The sequence below is a fragment of the Duganella sp. Root336D2 genome, from assembly GCF_001425005.1.
Taxonomy (GTDB): Bacteria; Pseudomonadota; Gammaproteobacteria; order Burkholderiales; family Burkholderiaceae_D; genus Rugamonas.
This window is the reverse complement of record NZ_LMDB01000038.1, coordinates 195,030-213,201: the sequence shown is the minus strand read 5'-3', so window position 1 is coordinate 213,201 and position 18,172 is coordinate 195,030. Positions and strand designations below refer to the sequence as shown.

Genomic DNA, 18,172 nt, shown 5'->3' with positions numbered 1-18,172 from the left:
ACAGTTGGCTGCTAACCCAACCGGAGAAGATGATGGCAGATGAGCTGAATTCCCGGCCCGCGACTGCGGCCCCCGCTTTGTCCCCGGCCAGCACGCTGGCCGCAACCTTGATGGGCGCACTGCTGGCAGCCTGCGGCGGCGGCGGCGGTGGCGACAGCCCGCCGCCGGTGACGCAACCGGAACCACCGAAGCCGGCCTTCGCGCTGGCGGTGAAGGAAGTGGCCAGCGGCCTCAGCACTCCATTGCTGCTGACGGCGCCAGCCGGCGATACGCGCCGTTTCATTGTCGAGCGCCCGGGCCGCATCCGCATCCTGGCCAGCGACGGCAGCTTGCGCGCCACGCCCTTCCTCGACCTCACCGGCCTGCTCAGCACCGACGGCGAAGGCGGGCTGCTGTCGATGGCTTTCCATCCCGGCTATGCGCAAAACGGCCGCTTCTTCATCTACTACACGGACAAGTTCAGCAATATCGCCATCGATGAGGTGAAGGTGTCGGCCAATGCCGATATAGCCGATGCCGGCACGCTGAAGCGCATCATCACCATCCCGCACCCGACCTACACCAACCACTACGGCGGCATGCTGGCCTTTGGCGCCGACGGCTACCTGTATGCCGGCACCGGCGATGGCGGCGGCGCCGGCGATCCCGGCGGCAATGCGCAAAACCTCGACTCGCTGCTGGGCAAGCTGCTGCGCCTGAAGGTGGACGACGTGGTGGCGCCGCTGTACAACGTGCCGTCCGACAATCCCTTCGTCGGCCAGGCCGGCAAGCGCGGCGAAATCTGGGCCTACGGCTTGCGCAACCCTTGGCGCTTCGCCTTCGACAGCGCCACCGCGTCGCTGTATGTCGCCGACGTCGGCCAGGAACTGAGGGAAGAAGTCAACGTGGTGCCGGCGGGCCTGAAGCCGGCCAATTACGGCTGGAACATCATGGAGGGCGGCAGCTGCTACAACGCCGCCACCTGTTCCCAGCAGGGCCTGACCCTGCCCGTGTTCGACTACCAGCACGGCGCCAACAACGCCAACGGCTGCTCGATCACCGGCGGCTTCGTCTACCGCGGCACGGCCCTGCCGGAACTGGCCGGGCGCTACCTGTACTCGGACTATTGCAAGGGCTTCCTGAAAAGCTTCCTGTACACCAATGGTGCTGTCAGCGACAGCAAGGACTGGGCGGTGGGCGATATCGGCCAGGTGCCCGGCTTCGGCCAGGATGCGGCAGGCGAACTGTACATAACGAGCGCCAACGGCAAGGTCTATCAGATCATCCGCAAACCGTAGCGGCCCGATGCGGGTGGCGAAGGCGCGCTACAATGGGCGCTTTCCCACTTGCCCCCGAAAGACATGGCCAGACTGACGCTTGCGTTCCCGGAAGATCAATTCTGCTTTTCGACCCAGCTCACCGTGCGCGTCACCGACATCAACGGCGCCCGGCACCTCGGCAACGACTCGATGATTTCCATGATCTCGGAAGCGCGCGCGCGCTTCCTGTTCGAGTTCGGCGTGCAGGAAACCGAAGCCGACGGCACCGGCATCATCGTCACCGACCTGGCCACCACCTACCGCGCCGAAGCGCATGCGCGCGACCAGCTGCTGTTTGAAGTAGGCGTGATGGATTTCAACAAATATGGCGGCGACGTCATCTTCCGCATCACCCGCCCGGCCGATGGCACGCTGGTGGCCATGGCCAAGCAAGGCTTCGTGTTCTACAACTACAGCCACAGCCAGGTGGTGCCGATGCCGGACGACTTCCGCGCCAAGTTCAGCCGCGTCAACTGGCTCGACTGAGCGCCCTGCCCTTCACTTACTGCTGAGCTGGGTCGGCGCGCCGAAGTTTTTCTTGAACCACTCATCGACCATCGGCTTTTCATAACGCAGCGAATCGCCGCCGGCATAATGGTTCATGCGGTCCAGGTACAACATATTGCTGAGGCGGTCGGTGCCGCTGGCGAGCACCTTGCCCTCCTGTTGCAGGGTATATTGCAATTCCATGGTTGGCCAGTCGGCCCCGCCGCGCAGGATGCGCACATCGTGCATCGAGCGCCGGCGCGGTTCGACACGGCCGGCCAGGTCGATATCGGTCACCGTGATCGACAGCTGCTGGTTGGCGGGCAACTGTGGAGCCAGGTGTTCGAAGTGGGCGGTCAGCTCTTTCAGCACCTGGTCACGGTCCTGCTCCCAGAACGGCACGTCCGAGAACTTATCCGGATCCTGGTACTTGACGGTCACCTCGCCTGCCGAGGCGGCGCCGGCCGCCGCCAGCAGCAGGGCGGCGGCAATCCAGAAGCGAGTTTGGCGTTTCATGATGGGTTTCCTTTCGCAGATTACCTTCAATATACTCCCGCGCCGCCCCCTTGCCGCAACTGAAACAATTCCTGACAAAAGAGACGGCCCCGATACTTGGGGCCGATTCTTTTGCGACATCTGCTTACAATCTAAAAGTCGGGGTCAGGTCCGGCAATCGGACATTTCGCAAGCGAAATGTCCGATTGCCGGACCTGACCCCGACTTTTAATCAACTACCGATGCGGCCGCCGTCGTTCTTGGTGATGGCGATGGTGGCCGAGCGTGGGCGCTTGCCGGCGCCGTAGCCGGCATTGCCCGGCCATTGGCTGGTGTACTTGGCCGGGTCGCCGATGTTGGCGTTGGCCGTGCCTTCGCCCGGGTGCTGGATGTTGACGAACAGCGTCTTGCCATCCGGCGTTTCGGTGATGCCGGTCAGTTCGCAGTCGACCGGGCCGACCAGGAAGCGCTTCAGCGTGTCGGCCGTCGGGGTCTTGCCGACGAAGGTGTCGACATTGCCGGCGCCGTAGGCCAGCGTGACTTTCTTGCCGTCGCCCACCGAGCCCGGCAGGCCGGCCAGCATCATGCAGTTGGTGACGTCGGTGTAGGCGCCGTCGTCGGTCTGGATCCAGCAGATGCCGGTGGCGCGCGAGAACGCCAGGCCGTCCGGGCTGGAGAAGTCCTGGTCGGCAGTCAGGCTGGACAGGTTGACCAGGCCCGGGCTGGCATCGGACTGCGCGCCGAACAGGTAGACGTCCCAGGTGAAGGCGGCGGAGGCATTGCCATCCTTTTCCTTGACGCGCAGGATGTGGCCGTTCACGTTGCCGCTCTGCTTGCTGCTACCCTTCATGTCTTCATAGGTGCGCGGGTTCGGGCCGTCCGGTACCGTGCGGCCGCTGTTGTTGGTCAGCGTGAAGTAGACCTCGCCGTTGGCAGGGTTGACCGAGCACCATTCCGGGCGGTCCATCTTGGTGGCGCCGACCGCGTCGGCGGCCAGGCGGGCGTTCACCAGCACGTCGGCCTGGTCGGCGAACTTGTAGCCGGCGTAGGCAGCAATGGCGGCGTTGCCGATGTTCAGTTCGATCCACGAACCGCTACCGTCGGCGGCGAACTTGGCCACGAACAGCTTGCCCGAGTCCAGGTATTTGTCGCCGGTGGCCAGCAGGTCGGCCGGGTTGGCGTCGGCGTCGCTCCAGGTCGCGGTGGAGACGAATTTGTAGATGTACTCGTTGCGCGAATCATCGCCCATGTACACAGCCAATGGCTGGCCGGCCACGGTCTTGCCGAAGGCGGCGCTTTCGTGCGCGTAGCGGCCCAGCGCGGTGCGCTTGCGCAGGTTTTTGGACTTGTTGTACGGATCGGCTTCCACGATATAGCCCATGCCGTTCATCTCGTTGCGGTAGTCGTCGGAGCCGTCCAGCGAAGCGCCCAGCTTGGAATTGTTCCAGCGTGCGTACTTGTCGTCGGCACCGCCGGATTCCCAGCCGTGGCGCGACGCGGCGCCCTGGTTGCGGCCGTAGCGCTTGAGCGCTGCGACGCTCTTGTCGTTGCCGCGCGCGGCATCGTCGGCTGCGCCGCGGGTGAAGTAGCCGCTCCAGTTTTCTTCGCCGGAGACGAAGGAGCCCCATGGGGTGCGGCCGGTGCCGCAGTTGTTCAGCGTGCCGCGGACCTTGCTGCCGTCCGTCGAATACTTGGTTTTCGCCAGCGCATTGCCTTTCACCGGGCCGCTCAGGTCGCACTCGGTCAGGCAGGTGACGCGGCGGTTGAACGCGGAATCCTTGACGTATTCCCACTTGCCGGCGGCCTTGCGCACTTCCACCACGGAAATGCCATGCAGCGCGGTTTCGCGGTCGACTTCGGCAGCCGGGCGCGGCAGGGTGTTGGTGCCGCCGTTGGCGTGGATGAAGAAGGACGCCAGCTTTTCGTTGGTGGTCGCTTCATGGTTGATCGCCAGCAGGCCGCGCTCGTTGCCGCTGGCCGAAGGCTTGCCGGCGCTGTCCAGGCCGAAGAACTCCATGCCGTCATGGTGGTCGCCGGCGCGGTTGTCGAAATCGGCATCGCTGCCATCGTTCTTGAAAGCGGTTGCCGATGCGGTCAGCGGGTCGCCCAGCGCATAGATCACGCTGGCGGTGTAGCCAGCCGGCACGGTGACCACGTCAGCCAGGCTCTTGCCCACGGCGCTGAAGCCGAGCAGCTTCTCCACTGGTACTGGCGTCTCCGGCTTGGTGACGACCGGTGCATCGTCGCTGCCGCCGCCGCAGGCGGTCAGGGTGGCCGAACCCATCATCACGGAGATGGCCGACGCTACCGAACCGCGCAGCAGGTTGCGGCGGCTGATGCGCTTGTCGAGGACTTCGCTGAAATGTTCGTTCGGGGTATCGTTGTAGCCGATGTCGTCGTGATCGATTTTGTTTTCCATGACGCTTTCCAAAAGTGGGGTAGTTGAAACTGCCCGCTATTCTAGAAAGCGAAAATGACAACATTGTGACTATCCAAATGCGCGCCGCAAACGAAAGCGTTCAGGGGATCAGCTTTCGTTTGCCTGCCATGCCATTTTCTGCACGCTGATGTGCGGATGGCTTTCCAGCGCCTCCCAGTGCGGCAGGAAGCGGAAGCCGCGTTTCAGGTAGAACGCTGCGGCGCGCTCGTTGAGCGGCGACACGTCCAGCACCACACGCTCGTGGCCCGCGGCTTGCGCGTGCGCCTTCATGGCGTCCACCAGCGCCGCCGCCGCGCCGCTGCCGCGCTGTTCCGGCTTGACCCACATGGCAATCAGGTTGAATTCCTGCGCGGCGCTGACGACGCCGCCGACCATGCCGATCGGGGTGTCGCCGCTGAAGGCGAGCAGGTAAGTTGCCGGACCGCGCGCAGCGGCACGGTCGCGCCATTGCTGTTCAGGGTTGGCGGCGGCGCTGGCGTGCGTCACGCCAAAGGCAGTGGGCGAATCGAGCAGCGCGGCAAGGCGCAGCGCTTTGAGGATGGGCCAGTCTTGTTCGGTGCTGTGTCGTATGAGCATGCAGACGAGTATAGCAACTGTGCGTGGGCGCACGGCGCGGCTTGCCTCACGGCGGGAGACTGGGGCCAAAGGAGGCTTGCCATGCCCGAAGGCCCATCGATCGTCATCCTCACTGAACAAGTGCGCGCGTTTGAAGGCCGCACGATTTCCGCCGCCAGCGGCAACAGCAAACTCATCCCGTTCGAGGAACTGCCCGGCCAGCCTATCCTGTCGCTGCGCAGCTGGGGCAAGCACTTCCTGATCGAGCTGCCGCTGTTCGCGCTGCGTATCCACTTCCTGATGTTCGGCAGCTACCGTATCGACGAGCGAAAGGAAGGCGCCGATCCGCGGCTGTCGCTGCAATTTGAAGAAGGCGGCGAACTCAACTTCTACACCTGTTCAATCAAGCTGGTCGAAGGTGAACTGGAGCAGGCTTATGACTGGCGCGGCGACGTCATGTCCGAGCAATGGAGTCCGCGCCTGGCGCTGAAAAAATTGCGCGAAGATCCCGAGCGATTGGTGTGCGATGTTTTGCTCGACCAGAGTATCTTTGCTGGCGTTGGCAATATTATTAAAAACGAAGTATTGTTCCGATTGCGCATTCATCCTCTCTCTACAGTAATTAACTTACCCCCAGGAAAATTGCGTGAATTGGTGAAGCAGGCGCGCCAATACAGTTTTGAGTTCAAAACCTGGAAGCAGGCGTTTGAGCTTAAAAAACATTGGCAGGTACACAACCGGCGTGACTGTCCCAGATGTAATATCCCATTGCAGCGGGCCCATCTCGGGCTCACCCAGCGCCGTACTTTCTGGTGCGAACGCTGCCAAAAGCGTTACGGCGAAGCAGCCGATGTTGTAAAGATCTAGCTCATCCAGTATTGCTTGTTGTTAATAACAATGGGTAGGACTACAATCATTTTGATGCGCCTAAAAATTGCGCATCACCCAGGACTGTATGTCACATTTGGAATTTGCCAATATGTCTTTCTTGTCTTCTGCTACGCCTAAACTCACGCCGTGGCGAATCCTGCTGGTTGATGACGAACCCGACATCCACGACATCACCAAGCTCACCCTGAGCCGGTTTCGCCTGGAAGGCCGCGGCCTGACATTCCTGCACGCTTACAGCGGCGCCGAAGCGAAAGAAGTGCTGGCCAAAGAAAAAGACATCGCCCTGGTCTTCCTCGATGTGGTGATGGAGCGCGAGGACTCCGGCCTGGAAGTGGCGCGCTGGATGCGCGAAGACCTCGACAACCAGTTCACCCGCATCGTGCTGCGCACCGGCCAGCCGGGGCAGGCGCCGGAAGAACGCGTGATCGTCAATTACGACATCAACGATTACAAGGAAAAGACCGAGCTCGATCGCACCAAGCTGTTCACCACCACTTTCGCCGCCCTGCGCGCCTACCGCGACATCATGAAGGTGGAAGAAGCGCGCCGGCAGCAGATGCACTACCGCGAAGGCCTGGAGCGCGTAATCGCCGCCTCGGCCCACATCTTCCAGGCGCGCAACCTGAAGGACTTCGCCAACGGCCTGCTGCAGCAGGTGGTCGCCCTGCTGCGCCTGGAGCAAAGCATGCTGGTGCGCCTGCGCGGGGCCAGCGCCGTCAGCGGCGAGACCGATTACGAAGTGCTGGCCCAGATCGGCCAGGACGAAGACAGCCTGCTGACGCCGCAGTTGCTGGCCCAGCTCAAGGACGCTGAACGCAACCGCATTTCGCGCATGACCGGCGACACCTTCGTCGGCTACTTCCCCAACAACAGCGGCAAGGCTTCGCTGCTGGTGCTGAAAGGCGTGGAGGAGATTTCCGAGATCGACCAGAAGCTGCTGGAGATTTTCTGCAGCGGCGTCGCCATCGCCTTCGACAATATCCTGCTGACGCAGGAAATCACCGATACCCAGGCCGAGCTGATCATGCGCCTGGGCGATGTGGTCGAATCGCGCTCCAACGAAGCGGGCAACCACGTGCGCCGCATGGCCGAATTCTGCCACCTGCTGGCCACCGCGGCCGGCATGCCGGAAGAAGAAACCGCGGTACTCAAGCACGCGGCGCCGATGCACGACATTGGCAAGATCGCCACCCCGGATTCGGTGCTGCTGAAACCTGGCAAGCTCGATGCGGCCGAATGGGAGATCATGAAGCAGCACCCGTCGGTCGGCATGTCAATCCTCGACGGCTCGCAGCGCCCAATCCTGAAAGCGGCTGCCGTGATCGCCCACCAGCACCACGAGAAGTTCGACGGCAGCGGCTATCCGCAAGGGCTGAAAGGCTACGACATCCACGAATACGCCCGTATCGTGGCCGTGTCAGACGTGTTCGACGCCCTGATGCACAAGCGCTGCTACAAGGATGCCTGGCCGGTCGAGAAAGTGGTGGAGCACATGCGCGAGGTGGCGGGCAGCCACCTCGACCCGAAATACGTGGAACTGATGGTGCAGAACATCGACAAGGCGCTCGCGATCAACGAGCGATTCCCTGACTAAGCCGCTTATTTACCCAGGGCCGCCCTGGCTTCGGGCGTCAGGAACTTCAATATCTCGCCGTAGGGCACCAGGATTTCTTCGTCGCAGTTCCTTGAAACGGAGATGAAATTGGTATAGAGCAGCAGCCCTTTGTCGGTTGCGGCAACCTGGTAGTAGCGGTTTGTGTCAAGTTGTTCGGTACATATCGGCTCCGGACCCTTGTTCCCCTCGGCCCGCGCCAACACCAGGCGCTTGGCAGGCGCTGGCAGTCCCTCTTCCCCGATCTTCCCGAACCAGTAGTCCAGATCAAGTTCGCGGCCTGTTGCCACGTCCCATGTCCTGTAAGAAGTCCTGGCGCCAGGAAAGCGCCCACCGCACTCCTCAACCGCATTTGTCCTGACCGACAACAGCTGCCGGTTCCAGAATACGATCTCCTGGCTGAGCGACTGCATCGGATCATCTGCACTGCCGCCGAAATTACCTGTGATCTCCAGCAGGTTACGCCGGCAATCGTAAAAACTCTGCCTGTCGTCCGCGAAGCCTGCTCGCAGCGCCAGGTTGATCGCGTTTGCCGCCGGAGTTTTCTCCCGCAATTGCACCACCTCGAACGTGCCAAGGTCCGCGGAGGGGCCGCTGGCGTACAGCGTTTCATAGCGCTGGTCGCCAAAATATCCTTCCCCCCGGCTTACTTCAACGTCCTTTTCCAGCGGCGCGTTGAACGCATCGCCAGCGCAGGAATGGTCAGCGCCTGCAGGCCGGGCAAGGCGAATTGCCAGGCCCGGCGAGCCGCGCTTGCTCCACGTGCCCGTCAGTGCATCGTCGCCGGCCTGTTTCAACTGCCAGTGTCCGGGATTCTTCCCATCGGCATACTCGTCCCATTCACCTTCTACTGTTTTCGCAAGAGGAATCGGGGTGAGGTGGCGCCGGTAGTAGTAGGTGCCGCCGGCGCCATATTCGGGCAGGCAGGCGACAACCTTGCTGCGGCCAATGGTGCCTTCCCATACGCCATGCATTTCCGCATGGGCGCAAGCCGGAACAAGTGAGGCGAGCAGGCAGATCGCAATCTTCATGGTCAATAAGCCGTAAGGTCCACCGGCATGCGTTTGGCGCCGGAACGCCATTCGCCTGAAAGCTTTGCACCCGATAGTTTCAGCGTCATCACGGCGGTTGGCTTGCCATTCTTGTCGTTCTCCGTCAGCACAAACGCGTCGCCTTCGCGCTGCATTACCAGGGCGATCTGCTGGCGGAATTTATCGTAATAATAATGCGCGCTATCAAACGGCTTTTCACCCAGGCGGCCGCTGGGGCCAAGGAACAGCGTTACCGGCAGCCTGCCGTTGATAGTTCCCTTGAATAGCTGTCCTGACTTGTTGATTGAGGGCGCTTCGGCCTGCGCATCGCCAAGCAGCAGGCGGCGACCGTAGGAGCTCAGGTAAGGACGCATGGCCTCGCCTTTCACGCTGTATGAAAATCCGCCAAGCTCATCGAGCGCGCGCGAGGCGTGGCTGCCGCATTCCCCAAACGATACCACCAGGCTGTTCTCGGCGACGAGGAGGTAGCTGTAGTCCCTGGCTGCATCCTCGCGCCCGGACAGGCACATTTCGTATAACTCGATCTGCTCCTGGAGGCGTGCCTTGTCGGGACCGCTCTTGCGCAGGTCTCGCTTCAGCGCTGCCAGGAATTTTTCGATTTCCGCGACGTGGGCCTTGTGCGCTTTGAGGTGCAGCCTGGCCTTGGCGTCCGGAGCGGTCAGATCCAACGCGCCAACCGGGCGGCCGCTCGCTGCGTCAAAGTCGAAATCGCTGATGCCGCTGCTGCAATAAGCCCCGCAGCCTTCCTCTTCAATGCTGACGCGCACCATGCGACCCCCGTTCATCGCCTTGACGCCCTGCGATTCGATCATTGTCATGCCGTCCAGGACCTTGATCCTGGTTTCCTTCGGATCGCTAGCCGGCAGCGTCTGCAAGTAAGCGTCGTGCAGGTAGCTGTTGATGTGTTCCGCCGCACCCGGCGGGCCGCCTGCGATCCAGGGAAAGTGCGCTGTAGCCGATTTTCCGCCATCTCCTGTGAAGACATAGCTGCGCGGCTGGTCGGAAAAAGGCGCGGCTTGCGCGGCGCAGCCCAGGTTCGCCGCCAGCAGGACGGTGGTTAGTTTGATCAATTGAAAATGCATTTCTTCGAATTCTCAACACTGATAATTTCGTAATCCAGCAGGAAGGAACCATCTCCGTCGGTGCCAGGCCCTGCGACAAATTCGAATGCCAGGCCTGTCACTTCGCGTGCGTGGGCCTGTCGCGCAGCCCTCGGCGCCGGACGCCGGCGTGAAAAAGGCCAAAGCCAGCATCAAGCCGGCCAACGTTCGGAGCGAGGGTCATGCGGACTGCTTGCGCTGGTCGCGCGGGAAGCGCAGGTGGTAGTGCAAGCCCATGCCGGGCGAGCTGACCACCTTCACCGTGCCACCCAGCGGGCCGGTCACCAGGTTGTACAGGATGTGCGCGCCCAGGCCGCTGCCGCCGGAGCCGCGCTTGGTGGTGAAGAAAGGATCGAACAATTGCTGCAGCGTGGTGGAATCCATGCCAACACCGTCATCGCTGTAGTCGAACAGCACGTGGTCGCCATCGAGCTTGCCGGTGATGCGGATGGTGCCTTTTTGCCCCTCTTCAAACCCGTGCACCAGCGAGTTCACCACCATATTGGTGACGATCTGCGATACGGCGCCGGGGAAGCTTTCGCAGTGGATATCCGGCGGGCAGTCGACGTTGACGGCGATCGGCTTGCCTTTCAGCTTGGGCTGCAGCGACAGCAGCACTTCGTCCAGGTATTTGCGCAGGTTGAAGTGGCGGATATTGTCGGAGGACTGGTCCACCGCCACCTGCTTGAAGCTGCGCACCAAGGCTGCGGCGCGCTGGGTATTGGTGGTCATGATCTTGAGCGACTGGTCGACCGTGTCGAAGAACTGGCTCAAGCCGTCTTCGTCAAGCGTCCCTTCGGCCAGGTCCAGGCGGCACAGGCGCAGCTCTTCCACCAGATGGCTGGTGGCCGTGACGCAGATGCCAAGCGGGGTGTTGATCTCGTGCGCGACGCCGGCCACCAGGCGGCCCAGCGAGGCGAGCTTCTCTTGCCGCACCAGCTCCGATTGCGCGGTCTGCAATTGCGTCAGGGCGCTGGCCAGCGCGGTGTTCTGCTCTTCCAGTTCGGCCTTGGCGCGGCGGATCGCAAGGTCGGAGCGGGTACGTGCGATGGCCGCCGCGGTATGGTTGGCAACATAAGCCAGGATGTCCAGTTCGGCCTGCGAGTAGAGCACCGACGCATCGTAGCTTTGCACGATGATCACGCCCAGCGCCTGTTCGCCCACCATCATGGGACAGCCCATCCAGCTGGCGATGCCCTGGTTGCCGAGCGGTTCATTGATTTCGCCGCCGGCCATCAAGGCAGCGAACGCGGCCCCGTCCAGCAGCATCGGTTGGCGCTTCTTCAGCACGAAAGAACTCATGCCGACGCCGTATTCGAAACGCTTGAGCGGCGCTTCCAGGTCTTTCTCGTCGACGAAATAAGGGATCGAGATTTCGTCGCGCTTGGGGTGGTACAGCGCGATCAGGAAATTGCGGGCGGTGATCAGGCTGCCGACGATGTCGTGCAGGCGGGCATACAGCACGCCGGCATCCGATTCAGCGGAGGCGGAGGCGGACAGGCTGGCAATTTCATACAGTGCGCGCTGCAAGCGTTCGGCCTTGCTGCGCTCGGCCACTTCGCGCTCCAGCTCCAGCGTGCGCTCACGGACGGCGCGCTCCAGCCGGTCCATGCTTTGCAAGCCTTGCAGGGCGCTCGACACGTGGTTGGCAATCTGCGCGAACAGGGCCTGGTCTTCTTCGCTGTAGGTATGTTCTTTGTCGTAGCTCTGGATCACCATGGCGCCGATCACGTCATGGCCCTGGTCCAGCAGAGGACAGCCGACCCAATGTTCGGCAATGGTACCGACGCCGAATACCTCGTCCTCTTCGCGGGCGCGATGTTCGTCGCCCGTCATCACCAGGCGCTGCTTGTTGAGGATCACCCAGGCGGTGGGCGACTGGTCGGGCGTGGCCAACTGTACCAGCTGGTCCTTGTAGGGATGGTCGTCCACTTCGTCGACAAAGTAGACGAAACGCACGGCATTGCCGGGCGCATCGCGGTCGCTCAGGGCCACATAGAAATTCGAGGCGTACATGATGCGGCCCAGCGCCGCGTGCACGGATTGCAGGAAGACCGTGATGTCCGTGCAACTATTGGACAGCTTGCCAATTTCCAGCAGGATTTCCTGGACGGCCTCCAGGCGGCGCAGACGGCTTTCCATCTTATTCCCAAGGTTAGATGCGTCTGGGAAATATAGCAGGAGGCGCCTACGCTAGCCAGTGAAAAACAAAGCCCGCTTGACGGGCGGGCTTGTGCGAAATCAATGCAGCGACATGGCAGGCCATCGCGGCGGCAGGATCGGCGGGCCGAGCGGCGTAATGCGCGGATCGATGGCCGGGTCGGGCGTCTGGTATTTGAAGGGATTGATGATGATAGGTGGAATCGTCGGTGGTGCGGATGGCGGGCCTTTGGGGCCCAGCTCGATCGTCGCGCTGCGCTGGCGCGGTTCGCTGTCGATTCCCAGGAGCAACGATTGGCTCCCGTCTCTTACTAGCCAAGCCATATTCCCCTCCATCTCAGTGATCGGATATTCAGTATAGGCAAACAGTTAATGAATTCAAGCTGCGATTGGGGCTCGCCGCGAAACTTTTTCCGTTCATCATCCCAATTCCACCGTTCGTCGCAATCCGATGGCTGGCCCGGGCCAGCGGGCCTACAGTGACACCATGTTCAACGCCAAGAGGCCCATCATGAAAAAGGTATTCGCCCTGTCCCTGGTCCTGCTGTTCTTCTGCATGGTTGCAGGCTGGATGTCCATCGACAGCAACGACCTCGTCGTCACCGTCGGCGACTCGGACTATGACGGGCCGCTGGGCGCCCTGCTCGGCACCATGCTGGCCGGCGGCGTATTTGCCGCGCTGGCGGTAGTGATGGTGTTCGTGGCAGCCATCGTCGCGGTGGTGATGGCCGGTGTCGGCGTGATCGTGATCCTGTCCCTGGCGCTGGCCGCCGTGGTGACCATGGCTGCCGTGTCGCCCCTGCTGCTGCCTTTGATGATCCCGTTCTTCATCTACTGGCTGATGAAGCGCCGCGACCGCAAGCCTGCCGCGCCAGCCCTGGAACACGCCCCTGCCTGACCGCCTGGGTCGGGTGCTAGAATGCAAATTTGGCAACCTATACGGAATTGCATCCATGCGCCCGACCATCTCGCTGCTTCCTGTCGCAATCGCCCTCGCCTGCTGCGCTCCAGCCTTCGCTGACCAACTCGACGACGCCATCCAGGCGGAAATGAAACGCAGCCATATTCCCGGCATTGCCATCGCCGTTGTCAAAGACGGCAAGATCATTCGCGAACAAGGCTATGGTTTTGCCGACCTTGAAAACAAGGTCAAGGTCACTCCCGACACCGTGTTCCAGTCCGGCTCGATCGGCAAGACCTTCACCGCCGCGCTGGTCATGCTGCTGGCGCAGGACGGCAAGTTGTCGCTGGACGATCCGGTTTCGAAGCACCTGGCCAATACGCCCAAGACCTGGGAAGGCATCACCATCCGCCACCTGCTGTCGCATACTTCCGGCCTGGGCGATCCTTACGCCAAACTGGACCTGGCCAAGGATTACACCGAAGAAGAGCTGATCGCGCTGGAAGCCGACATTCCCGTGCTGTTTGCGCCGGGCGAAAAATGGTCCTACTCGAATATGGGCTATCACCTGCTCGGCTTCATCTGCAACAAGGCGGGCGGCAAGTTCTACGGCGACCAGCTGCGCGAGCGCATCTTCGCCCCGCTGGACATGGGCACGCGCATCATCAGCGAAGCCGACATCATCCCGCACCGTGCGCGCGGCTATGAACGCAAGGGCGGCAAGCTGGTGAACCAGTCCTGGGTGGCGCCGCGCCTGAATACCACGGCAGACGGCAGCCTGTACCTGACGGCGCGCGACCTGGCGAAATGGGACCTGGCGCTGTACGGCGACAAGGTGCTGCCGGCCAGCGTGCGCAAAGCCAGCTGGACGCCGGCCAGGCTGAACGACGGTTCCGCCACCGAATACGGCTACGGCTGGCAACTGTTCGAGCGCAACGGCCATCGCGCCATTGCCCACGGCGGCGCATGGCAGGGCTTCCGCTCGCAGTTGTACCGCTTCGTGGACGACAAGCTCTCGGTGGTGGTGCTGGCCAATTCGGCCAGCGCGCGGCCCGGCAAGCTGGGCGACATCGTCGCTGCGCATTACCTGCCGGCGCTGGCGCTCAAACCGAAGGCGGCGATTGCGGAAACCGAACCGGGCGTGGCCGAACGCGTGCGCGCCATGTTCGCCAGCATCGCCGACAGCAAGCTGCCGGAAGGCTTGAGCGACAAGGTGGCGGGCAACCTGTCGCCGGAATTCCTGGCCATGGTGTCGGAAGACTTGCGCGAATGGGGCCCGCTGCGCAGGGTGGAAGCACTGGCGCGCAGCACCGACGGCGAGGTGCGCAAGTACAGCTATCGCCTGAACTACACCAGCGGCGCCTTGCTGGTCGACCTGAGCCTGGGCAAGGGCGACAAGGTGGAACAGCTGCGCATGCGCCCCGACTGATCACCCTTCGACGCGATTGCGGCCGGCGCGCTTGGCGCGGTACAGCGCATGGTCGGCGCGCACCAGGACCGCGTCGCCGCTGCGGTCGGCCGGCGCCATGCTGGCAATGCCGATGCTGACCGTGATCGCAATGGTGCTGCCGTTGCGCCCCATCGGCGTGTCGGCAATGCGCTGGCGCAGGCGCTCGGCGAAAGCGCGCGCCGCTTCCAGGTCGGCACCCGGCAGCAGGATGGCAAATTCCTCGCCGCCGACGCGCCCCAGCATGTCGATCTTGCGCTGCGAATCGCGCATCAGCCCTGCCAGGTGGCGCAGCACGGCGTCGCCCCAGTCGTGGCCGTGAGCGTCGTTGATGTCCTTGAAGTAGTCGATGTCCAGCATCAGCACGGCGGCGCGGCCGCCGACATCGCGCTGCAGGCGGGCCTGCTCGTCTTCCAGGCGCATCATGAACTCGCGCCGGTTCGGCAGGCCGGTCAGGAAATCGGTGGTGGCCAGCTGCACCAGCTCTTCGTTCAGTCGCTTGCGCTCCGTGATATCGATGGTGGACACGATGACGAAGTCCAGCGCGTGCTCGTGGCCCGGCATCACCAGCAGCGTCAGTTCATTCTGGCGCTCCACGCCATCCAGGCGCAGGAAGCTGCCCTCGCACTGGAACAGGTGCGAGCCCTGCTCCATCGCCAGCAGCGCGCGCCCGAACTCCGGCATGGCAGAAGGCGCGAAGTTCTGCGCCAGGCCAAGCCGCCCGGGCTGCTTGCAGGCCGGGCCGGCTCCCACCTGTTCCAGTCCGGCGGCATTGACATCGGTGATGCGCACCAGCCCGGCCAGGCGCTGCAACTGGCTCGGGTTCACCTGCAGCCATTGCGCCACATCGTCCACACCCGATTCCAGCAATTCCTGCATGGCCGCACGCACGGCCGACCAGTCCTGCTGCCACAAGGCTACCGGTGCGTGGTCGTACAGGCTGCGAAAACGCGCTTCGCCTACGCGCAGGGCCTCTGCTGCGCGCGCCTGCTCCACCGCGATGCCGGCCAGGCTGGCGGCCTGGTCGATCAGCACCAGTTGCGCCACGCTGGGCCGCTGCGGCCCGCGGTGGTAGATGGCGAAGGCGCCCAGCACCTTGCCGTTGGCGCCATGCACCGGCTCCGACCAGCAGGCGCCCAGGCCGGCACGCAGCGCCATTTCACGGTAGGGCCCCCATAGCGGGTCGCTGGCGATGTCTTCCACGATTACGCGGCTATTGCTGGTGACGGCCTTGCCGCAGGAGCCATTGCCAAAGCCGATCGGCAAGCCGTCGATGGCCTGCCGGAAAAAGGCCGGCAGGCTGGGCGCGGCGGACAGCAGCAGGTGCCTGCCTTCCTCGTCCAGCAGCATGACGCTGCAGATCATGCCCGGGTTGACGGCTTCGATGCCGCGCATCAGGCTGTCCAGTACTTCCTGCTGCGGGGCGCCGGCCGCCAGCAGTTCCAGCACCTGGTGGCGTCCTTCTTCACGCCGCTCGTTCAGGATGCGTTCGGTAATATCGCGGAAGGACCAGAGCCGCGCCGCTTCGCTGCCAAGGCGCAGCGGGCGCGTCGTGACTTCAAGCACGCGCCCGTCGCGCATCTGGAGCTGGCCATGGCTGTCCTCGTCGCCCGGTCCGGCCTGCGCGCAGGCCTGCAGGAAGGCATCCGGCAATTCGATCTGGCTGGCCATATGGGCCAGCAGGATGGCGCCGTCGTTTTCCCAACCGAGCTGCTCCGGCACGTTCCACAACTGGCGGAAACGCCGGTTCGAGTTCAGCACGGCGCCGCTGTAGTTGTCGACCAGGATGCCGTCCACGGTGGAGTCGAGGATGCAGCGCAGCACCGTCTGGCTGCCCTGTGCATGTTCGGCCATGGCCAGCAGGGTTTCCTGCCCTTCGCGCAGCTCGTCGCCCATGCGGCTGCTCTGGTGGAGTGCCAGGCGCAGGCGCTGCCGGCTTTCCGCCAGCACGTAGGCCAGCAGCGCCAGCACGCAGCTGATCAGGAGGCCGCCGATGGCTATCGCGCGCGGTTTATCCGACAGCACGCCGTTCGGCCTGGGCAGCGCGCTGATATGCAGGGTCCAGCGCCGGCCGGCCAGGCTGATGCGCTTGAGCGCATGCTGGCGCCCTTCCGCAGCGGACGCCTTCGGCGCGCTGTCGAACAAGCGGTTCATGGCGTTGCGCTCTTCGCCGTCGTAGATTTCCACGTCGAGGCCGCGCAGCGCATCGTGACCCAGCGCCGCCATCACGTCGTCCATGCGAAACGGCGCGTAGACCCAGCCCTTCAAGGCGCTGCGGCGCTGGACCAGGGTATAGCGCCCAACGCCGTTCTGGTAGATCGGCAGCGCGATGAGGAAGCCGGCCTGCACCGGGCCGCTGGTTTCCTGTTTCAGCAGCAGCTTGCCGGTCATGCCCGGCAGGCCGGAGTCGCGCGCCTGCTCAAAGGCGGCGCGGCGCACCGGCTCGGACAGGCCGTCATAGCCGAAGGCCTGCAGGTTACTGCCGGAGAAAGGTTCGAGATAGACCACCGGGCCGTACTGCCTGCGCTGGCCCGGCGGCGTTACCGAATAATCAGGAAAGCCCTCGGCCCGCACCATGGCGATATGCGACTCCAGCTGCGCGCCGGGCACCATGCGCATAAAGCCGATGCCCTGCATGCCGGGAAAATTCTGCTCCAGTTCAAGGCGCTCGATATAAGTGCGGAACTCCTGGCGGTCGACGAAATCGGAGCTGGCAAACAAGCCCTGCACGCCATACAGTACCTGTACATAGGCCTGCATGCGCGCGGCCATATTGTTGACCAGTTCCCGGCCGTGGTATTCGAAGCTGGTGCGGGCATCGCGTTCCGCATCAAGGTGGGCGCCCCACCAGACGCTGCCGGTCGCGGTCAGGCAAAGCGCTGCCACCAGCCCTGCCAGCAGGCGGGGTTGGAGCAGGCGTTGCAGCGGTGGGCTGGCAGGTGGCCTCGGCATACCAGCATCTTAAGTTGTTCAGGGCAAAATAATTGCCCTATAGAAAAAGTCAATCGGCGCCAGTGCCGTGATTGCCACTCAGTGCCGCTTGATAGAGTCGGTAGCCGCGCGCGCGCAGTTCGCAGGCCGGGCAGGTGCCGCAGCCATAGCCCCAGTCGTGCAGGGCGCCGCGTTCGCCCTTGTAGCAGGTGTGGGTATCGGCCCGGATCAGGTCCACCAGCTGCTGGCCGCCGAGGCGTTCGGCCAGTTGCCAGGTTTGCGCCTTGTCCAGCCACATCAGCGGGGTTTCCAGCTTGTTGCGGGTATCCATGCCCAGGTTCAGGGCCACTTGCAGCGCCTTCATGGTGTCGTCGCGGCAGTCCGGGTAGCCGGAAAAGTCGGTTTCGCACATGCCGCCCACCAGCACGGTCAGGCCGCGGCGATACGCCAGGGTGGCGGCGACGGTCATGAACAGGAGGTTGCGGCCGGGGACGAAGGTGTTCGGCAGGCCGTTCTCCTGCATCACGATCTCGATGTCCTCGGTCATGGCCGTCTGCGACAGTTGCGAGATCAGGCCCAGGTCGACCATGTGGTCTTCGCCCAGGCGCTCGGCCCATTCCGGCTTGACGCTGCGCATCTGCTCCAGCAGGCGCGGGCGCACGGTGAGTTCGATCGCATGGCGCTGGCCGTAGTCGAAGCCGATGGTTTCCACGCGCGGGTAGCGCTCCAGGGCCCAGGCCAGGCAGGTTGTCGAGTCCTGTCCACCGCTGAACAGGACCAGTGCGGCGTCGTTTGTCAGCATCG

The 18,172-nt window shown here is 63.3% G+C and carries 15 protein-coding genes; 6 read left to right on the top strand and 9 right to left on the bottom strand.

Annotation, left to right across the window (positions count from 1 at the left end):
* Positions 1-29 precede the first annotated feature (29 nt).
* Positions 30-1,277, top strand: coding sequence for a sorbosone dehydrogenase family protein (locus ASD07_RS27365; RefSeq protein WP_082507592.1), 1,248 nt, complete (start codon positions 30-32; stop codon positions 1,275-1,277).
* 63 nt (positions 1,278-1,340) lie between these two features.
* The gene (locus tag ASD07_RS27360) at positions 1,341-1,784 is read left to right on the top strand and encodes a thioesterase family protein (protein WP_055938582.1); all 444 of its coding nucleotides are present in this window, start codon (positions 1,341-1,343) and stop codon (positions 1,782-1,784) included.
* A gap of 12 nt (positions 1,785-1,796) precedes the next feature.
* On the opposite strand, the gene ASD07_RS27355 is transcribed toward ASD07_RS27360, so the two are convergent.
* From ASD07_RS27355 to ASD07_RS27345, 3 genes are all read right to left on the bottom strand, one after another.
* The gene (locus ASD07_RS27355) at positions 1,797-2,300 is read right to left on the bottom strand and encodes a DUF3016 domain-containing protein (protein ID WP_055938144.1); all 504 of its coding nucleotides are present in this window, start codon (positions 2,298-2,300) and stop codon (positions 1,797-1,799) included.
* A gap of 211 nt (positions 2,301-2,511) precedes the next feature.
* On the bottom strand, positions 2,512-4,698 hold the full coding sequence (locus ASD07_RS27350) for a PhoX family phosphatase (protein WP_055938140.1): 2,187 nt from the start codon (positions 4,696-4,698) through the stop codon (positions 2,512-2,514).
* Between the two features lie 108 nt (positions 4,699-4,806).
* Positions 4,807-5,295: a GNAT family N-acetyltransferase gene (locus ASD07_RS27345; protein ID WP_055938138.1), complete on the bottom strand. Its 489-nt coding sequence runs from the start codon at positions 5,293-5,295 to the stop codon at positions 4,807-4,809.
* Between the two features lie 81 nt (positions 5,296-5,376).
* Between ASD07_RS27345 and ASD07_RS27340 the strand changes: the two genes are divergently transcribed.
* Together ASD07_RS27340 and ASD07_RS27335 are read left to right on the top strand one after the other, a co-directional pair.
* Positions 5,377-6,141 carry a DNA-formamidopyrimidine glycosylase family protein gene (locus ASD07_RS27340; protein ID WP_055938135.1) on the top strand — a complete coding sequence of 255 codons (765 nt, stop codon included), beginning with the start codon at positions 5,377-5,379 and terminating at the stop codon, positions 6,139-6,141.
* A gap of 112 nt (positions 6,142-6,253) precedes the next feature.
* Complete coding sequence (locus ASD07_RS27335) at positions 6,254-7,759, top strand: DUF3369 domain-containing protein (RefSeq protein ID WP_055938578.1); 1,506 nt, start codon at positions 6,254-6,256, stop codon at positions 7,757-7,759.
* 5 nt (positions 7,760-7,764) lie between these two features.
* On the opposite strand, the gene ASD07_RS27330 is transcribed toward ASD07_RS27335, so the two are convergent.
* The 4 genes from ASD07_RS27330 to ASD07_RS27315 all read right to left on the bottom strand — a co-directional run bounded on the left by ASD07_RS27330 (position 7,765) and on the right by ASD07_RS27315 (position 12,380).
* Positions 7,765-8,808 (bottom strand): hypothetical protein, encoded by a 1,044-nt coding sequence (locus ASD07_RS27330; protein ID WP_055938132.1) that lies wholly within the window; start codon positions 8,806-8,808, stop codon positions 7,765-7,767.
* Positions 8,809-8,810: 2 nt separating this feature from the next.
* Complete coding sequence (locus ASD07_RS27325; protein ID WP_055938128.1) at positions 8,811-9,899, bottom strand: hypothetical protein; 1,089 nt, start codon at positions 9,897-9,899, stop codon at positions 8,811-8,813.
* A gap of 210 nt (positions 9,900-10,109) precedes the next feature.
* Positions 10,110-12,071, bottom strand: a complete 1,962-nt coding sequence (locus ASD07_RS27320; protein ID WP_055938125.1) for a GAF domain-containing protein — start codon at positions 12,069-12,071, stop codon at positions 10,110-10,112.
* Between the two features lie 99 nt (positions 12,072-12,170).
* The gene (locus tag ASD07_RS27315; RefSeq protein ID WP_055938122.1) at positions 12,171-12,380 is read right to left on the bottom strand and encodes a hypothetical protein; all 210 of its coding nucleotides are present in this window, start codon (positions 12,378-12,380) and stop codon (positions 12,171-12,173) included.
* A gap of 220 nt (positions 12,381-12,600) precedes the next feature.
* On the opposite strand from ASD07_RS27315, the gene ASD07_RS27310 reads away from it, so the two are divergent.
* Both ASD07_RS27310 and ASD07_RS27305 read left to right on the top strand, forming a co-directional pair.
* Entirely contained in the window at positions 12,601-12,987 is a 387-nt protein-coding gene (locus tag ASD07_RS27310) for a hypothetical protein (protein ID WP_156398195.1), read from the top strand.
* 55 nt (positions 12,988-13,042) lie between these two features.
* Positions 13,043-14,419, top strand: a complete 1,377-nt coding sequence (locus tag ASD07_RS27305; RefSeq protein ID WP_055938115.1) for a serine hydrolase — start codon at positions 13,043-13,045, stop codon at positions 14,417-14,419.
* Here the strand turns inward: ASD07_RS27305 and ASD07_RS27300 are convergent, their stop codons facing one another.
* Complete coding sequence (locus ASD07_RS27300) at positions 14,420-17,389, bottom strand: CHASE domain-containing protein (RefSeq protein ID WP_055938112.1); 2,970 nt, start codon at positions 17,387-17,389, stop codon at positions 14,420-14,422.
* Positions 17,390-17,438: 49 nt separating this feature from the next.
* Positions 17,439-18,170 carry a 7-cyano-7-deazaguanine synthase QueC gene (gene queC, locus ASD07_RS27295; RefSeq protein WP_055938109.1) on the bottom strand — a complete coding sequence of 244 codons (732 nt, stop codon included), beginning with the start codon at positions 18,168-18,170 and terminating at the stop codon, positions 17,439-17,441.
* Positions 18,171-18,172 lie beyond the last annotated feature (2 nt).

Coding starts and splice junctions, on each gene's coding strand:
- ASD07_RS27310 (WP_156398195.1), top strand. CDS start 12,601: ATGAAAAAGGTATTCGCCCTGTCCCTGGTCCTGCTGTTCTTCTGCATG.
- ASD07_RS27355 (WP_055938144.1), bottom strand. CDS start 2,300: ATGAAACGCCAAACTCGCTTCTGGATTGCCGCCGCCCTGCTGCTGGCG.
- ASD07_RS27365 (WP_082507592.1), top strand. CDS start 30: ATGATGGCAGATGAGCTGAATTCCCGGCCCGCGACTGCGGCCCCCGCT.
- queC (WP_055938109.1), bottom strand. CDS start 18,170: ATGCTGACAAACGACGCCGCACTGGTCCTGTTCAGCGGTGGACAGGAC.
- ASD07_RS27340 (WP_055938135.1), top strand. CDS start 5,377: ATGCCCGAAGGCCCATCGATCGTCATCCTCACTGAACAAGTGCGCGCG.
- ASD07_RS27305 (WP_055938115.1), top strand. CDS start 13,043: ATGCGCCCGACCATCTCGCTGCTTCCTGTCGCAATCGCCCTCGCCTGC.
- ASD07_RS27300 (WP_055938112.1), bottom strand. CDS start 17,389: ATGCCGAGGCCACCTGCCAGCCCACCGCTGCAACGCCTGCTCCAACCC.
- ASD07_RS27350 (WP_055938140.1), bottom strand. CDS start 4,698: ATGGAAAACAAAATCGATCACGACGACATCGGCTACAACGATACCCCG.
- ASD07_RS27320 (WP_055938125.1), bottom strand. CDS start 12,071: ATGGAAAGCCGTCTGCGCCGCCTGGAGGCCGTCCAGGAAATCCTGCTG.
- ASD07_RS27335 (WP_055938578.1), top strand. CDS start 6,254: ATGTCTTTCTTGTCTTCTGCTACGCCTAAACTCACGCCGTGGCGAATC.
- ASD07_RS27330 (WP_055938132.1), bottom strand. CDS start 8,808: ATGAAGATTGCGATCTGCCTGCTCGCCTCACTTGTTCCGGCTTGCGCC.
- ASD07_RS27345 (WP_055938138.1), bottom strand. CDS start 5,295: ATGCTCATACGACACAGCACCGAACAAGACTGGCCCATCCTCAAAGCG.
- ASD07_RS27360 (WP_055938582.1), top strand. CDS start 1,341: ATGGCCAGACTGACGCTTGCGTTCCCGGAAGATCAATTCTGCTTTTCG.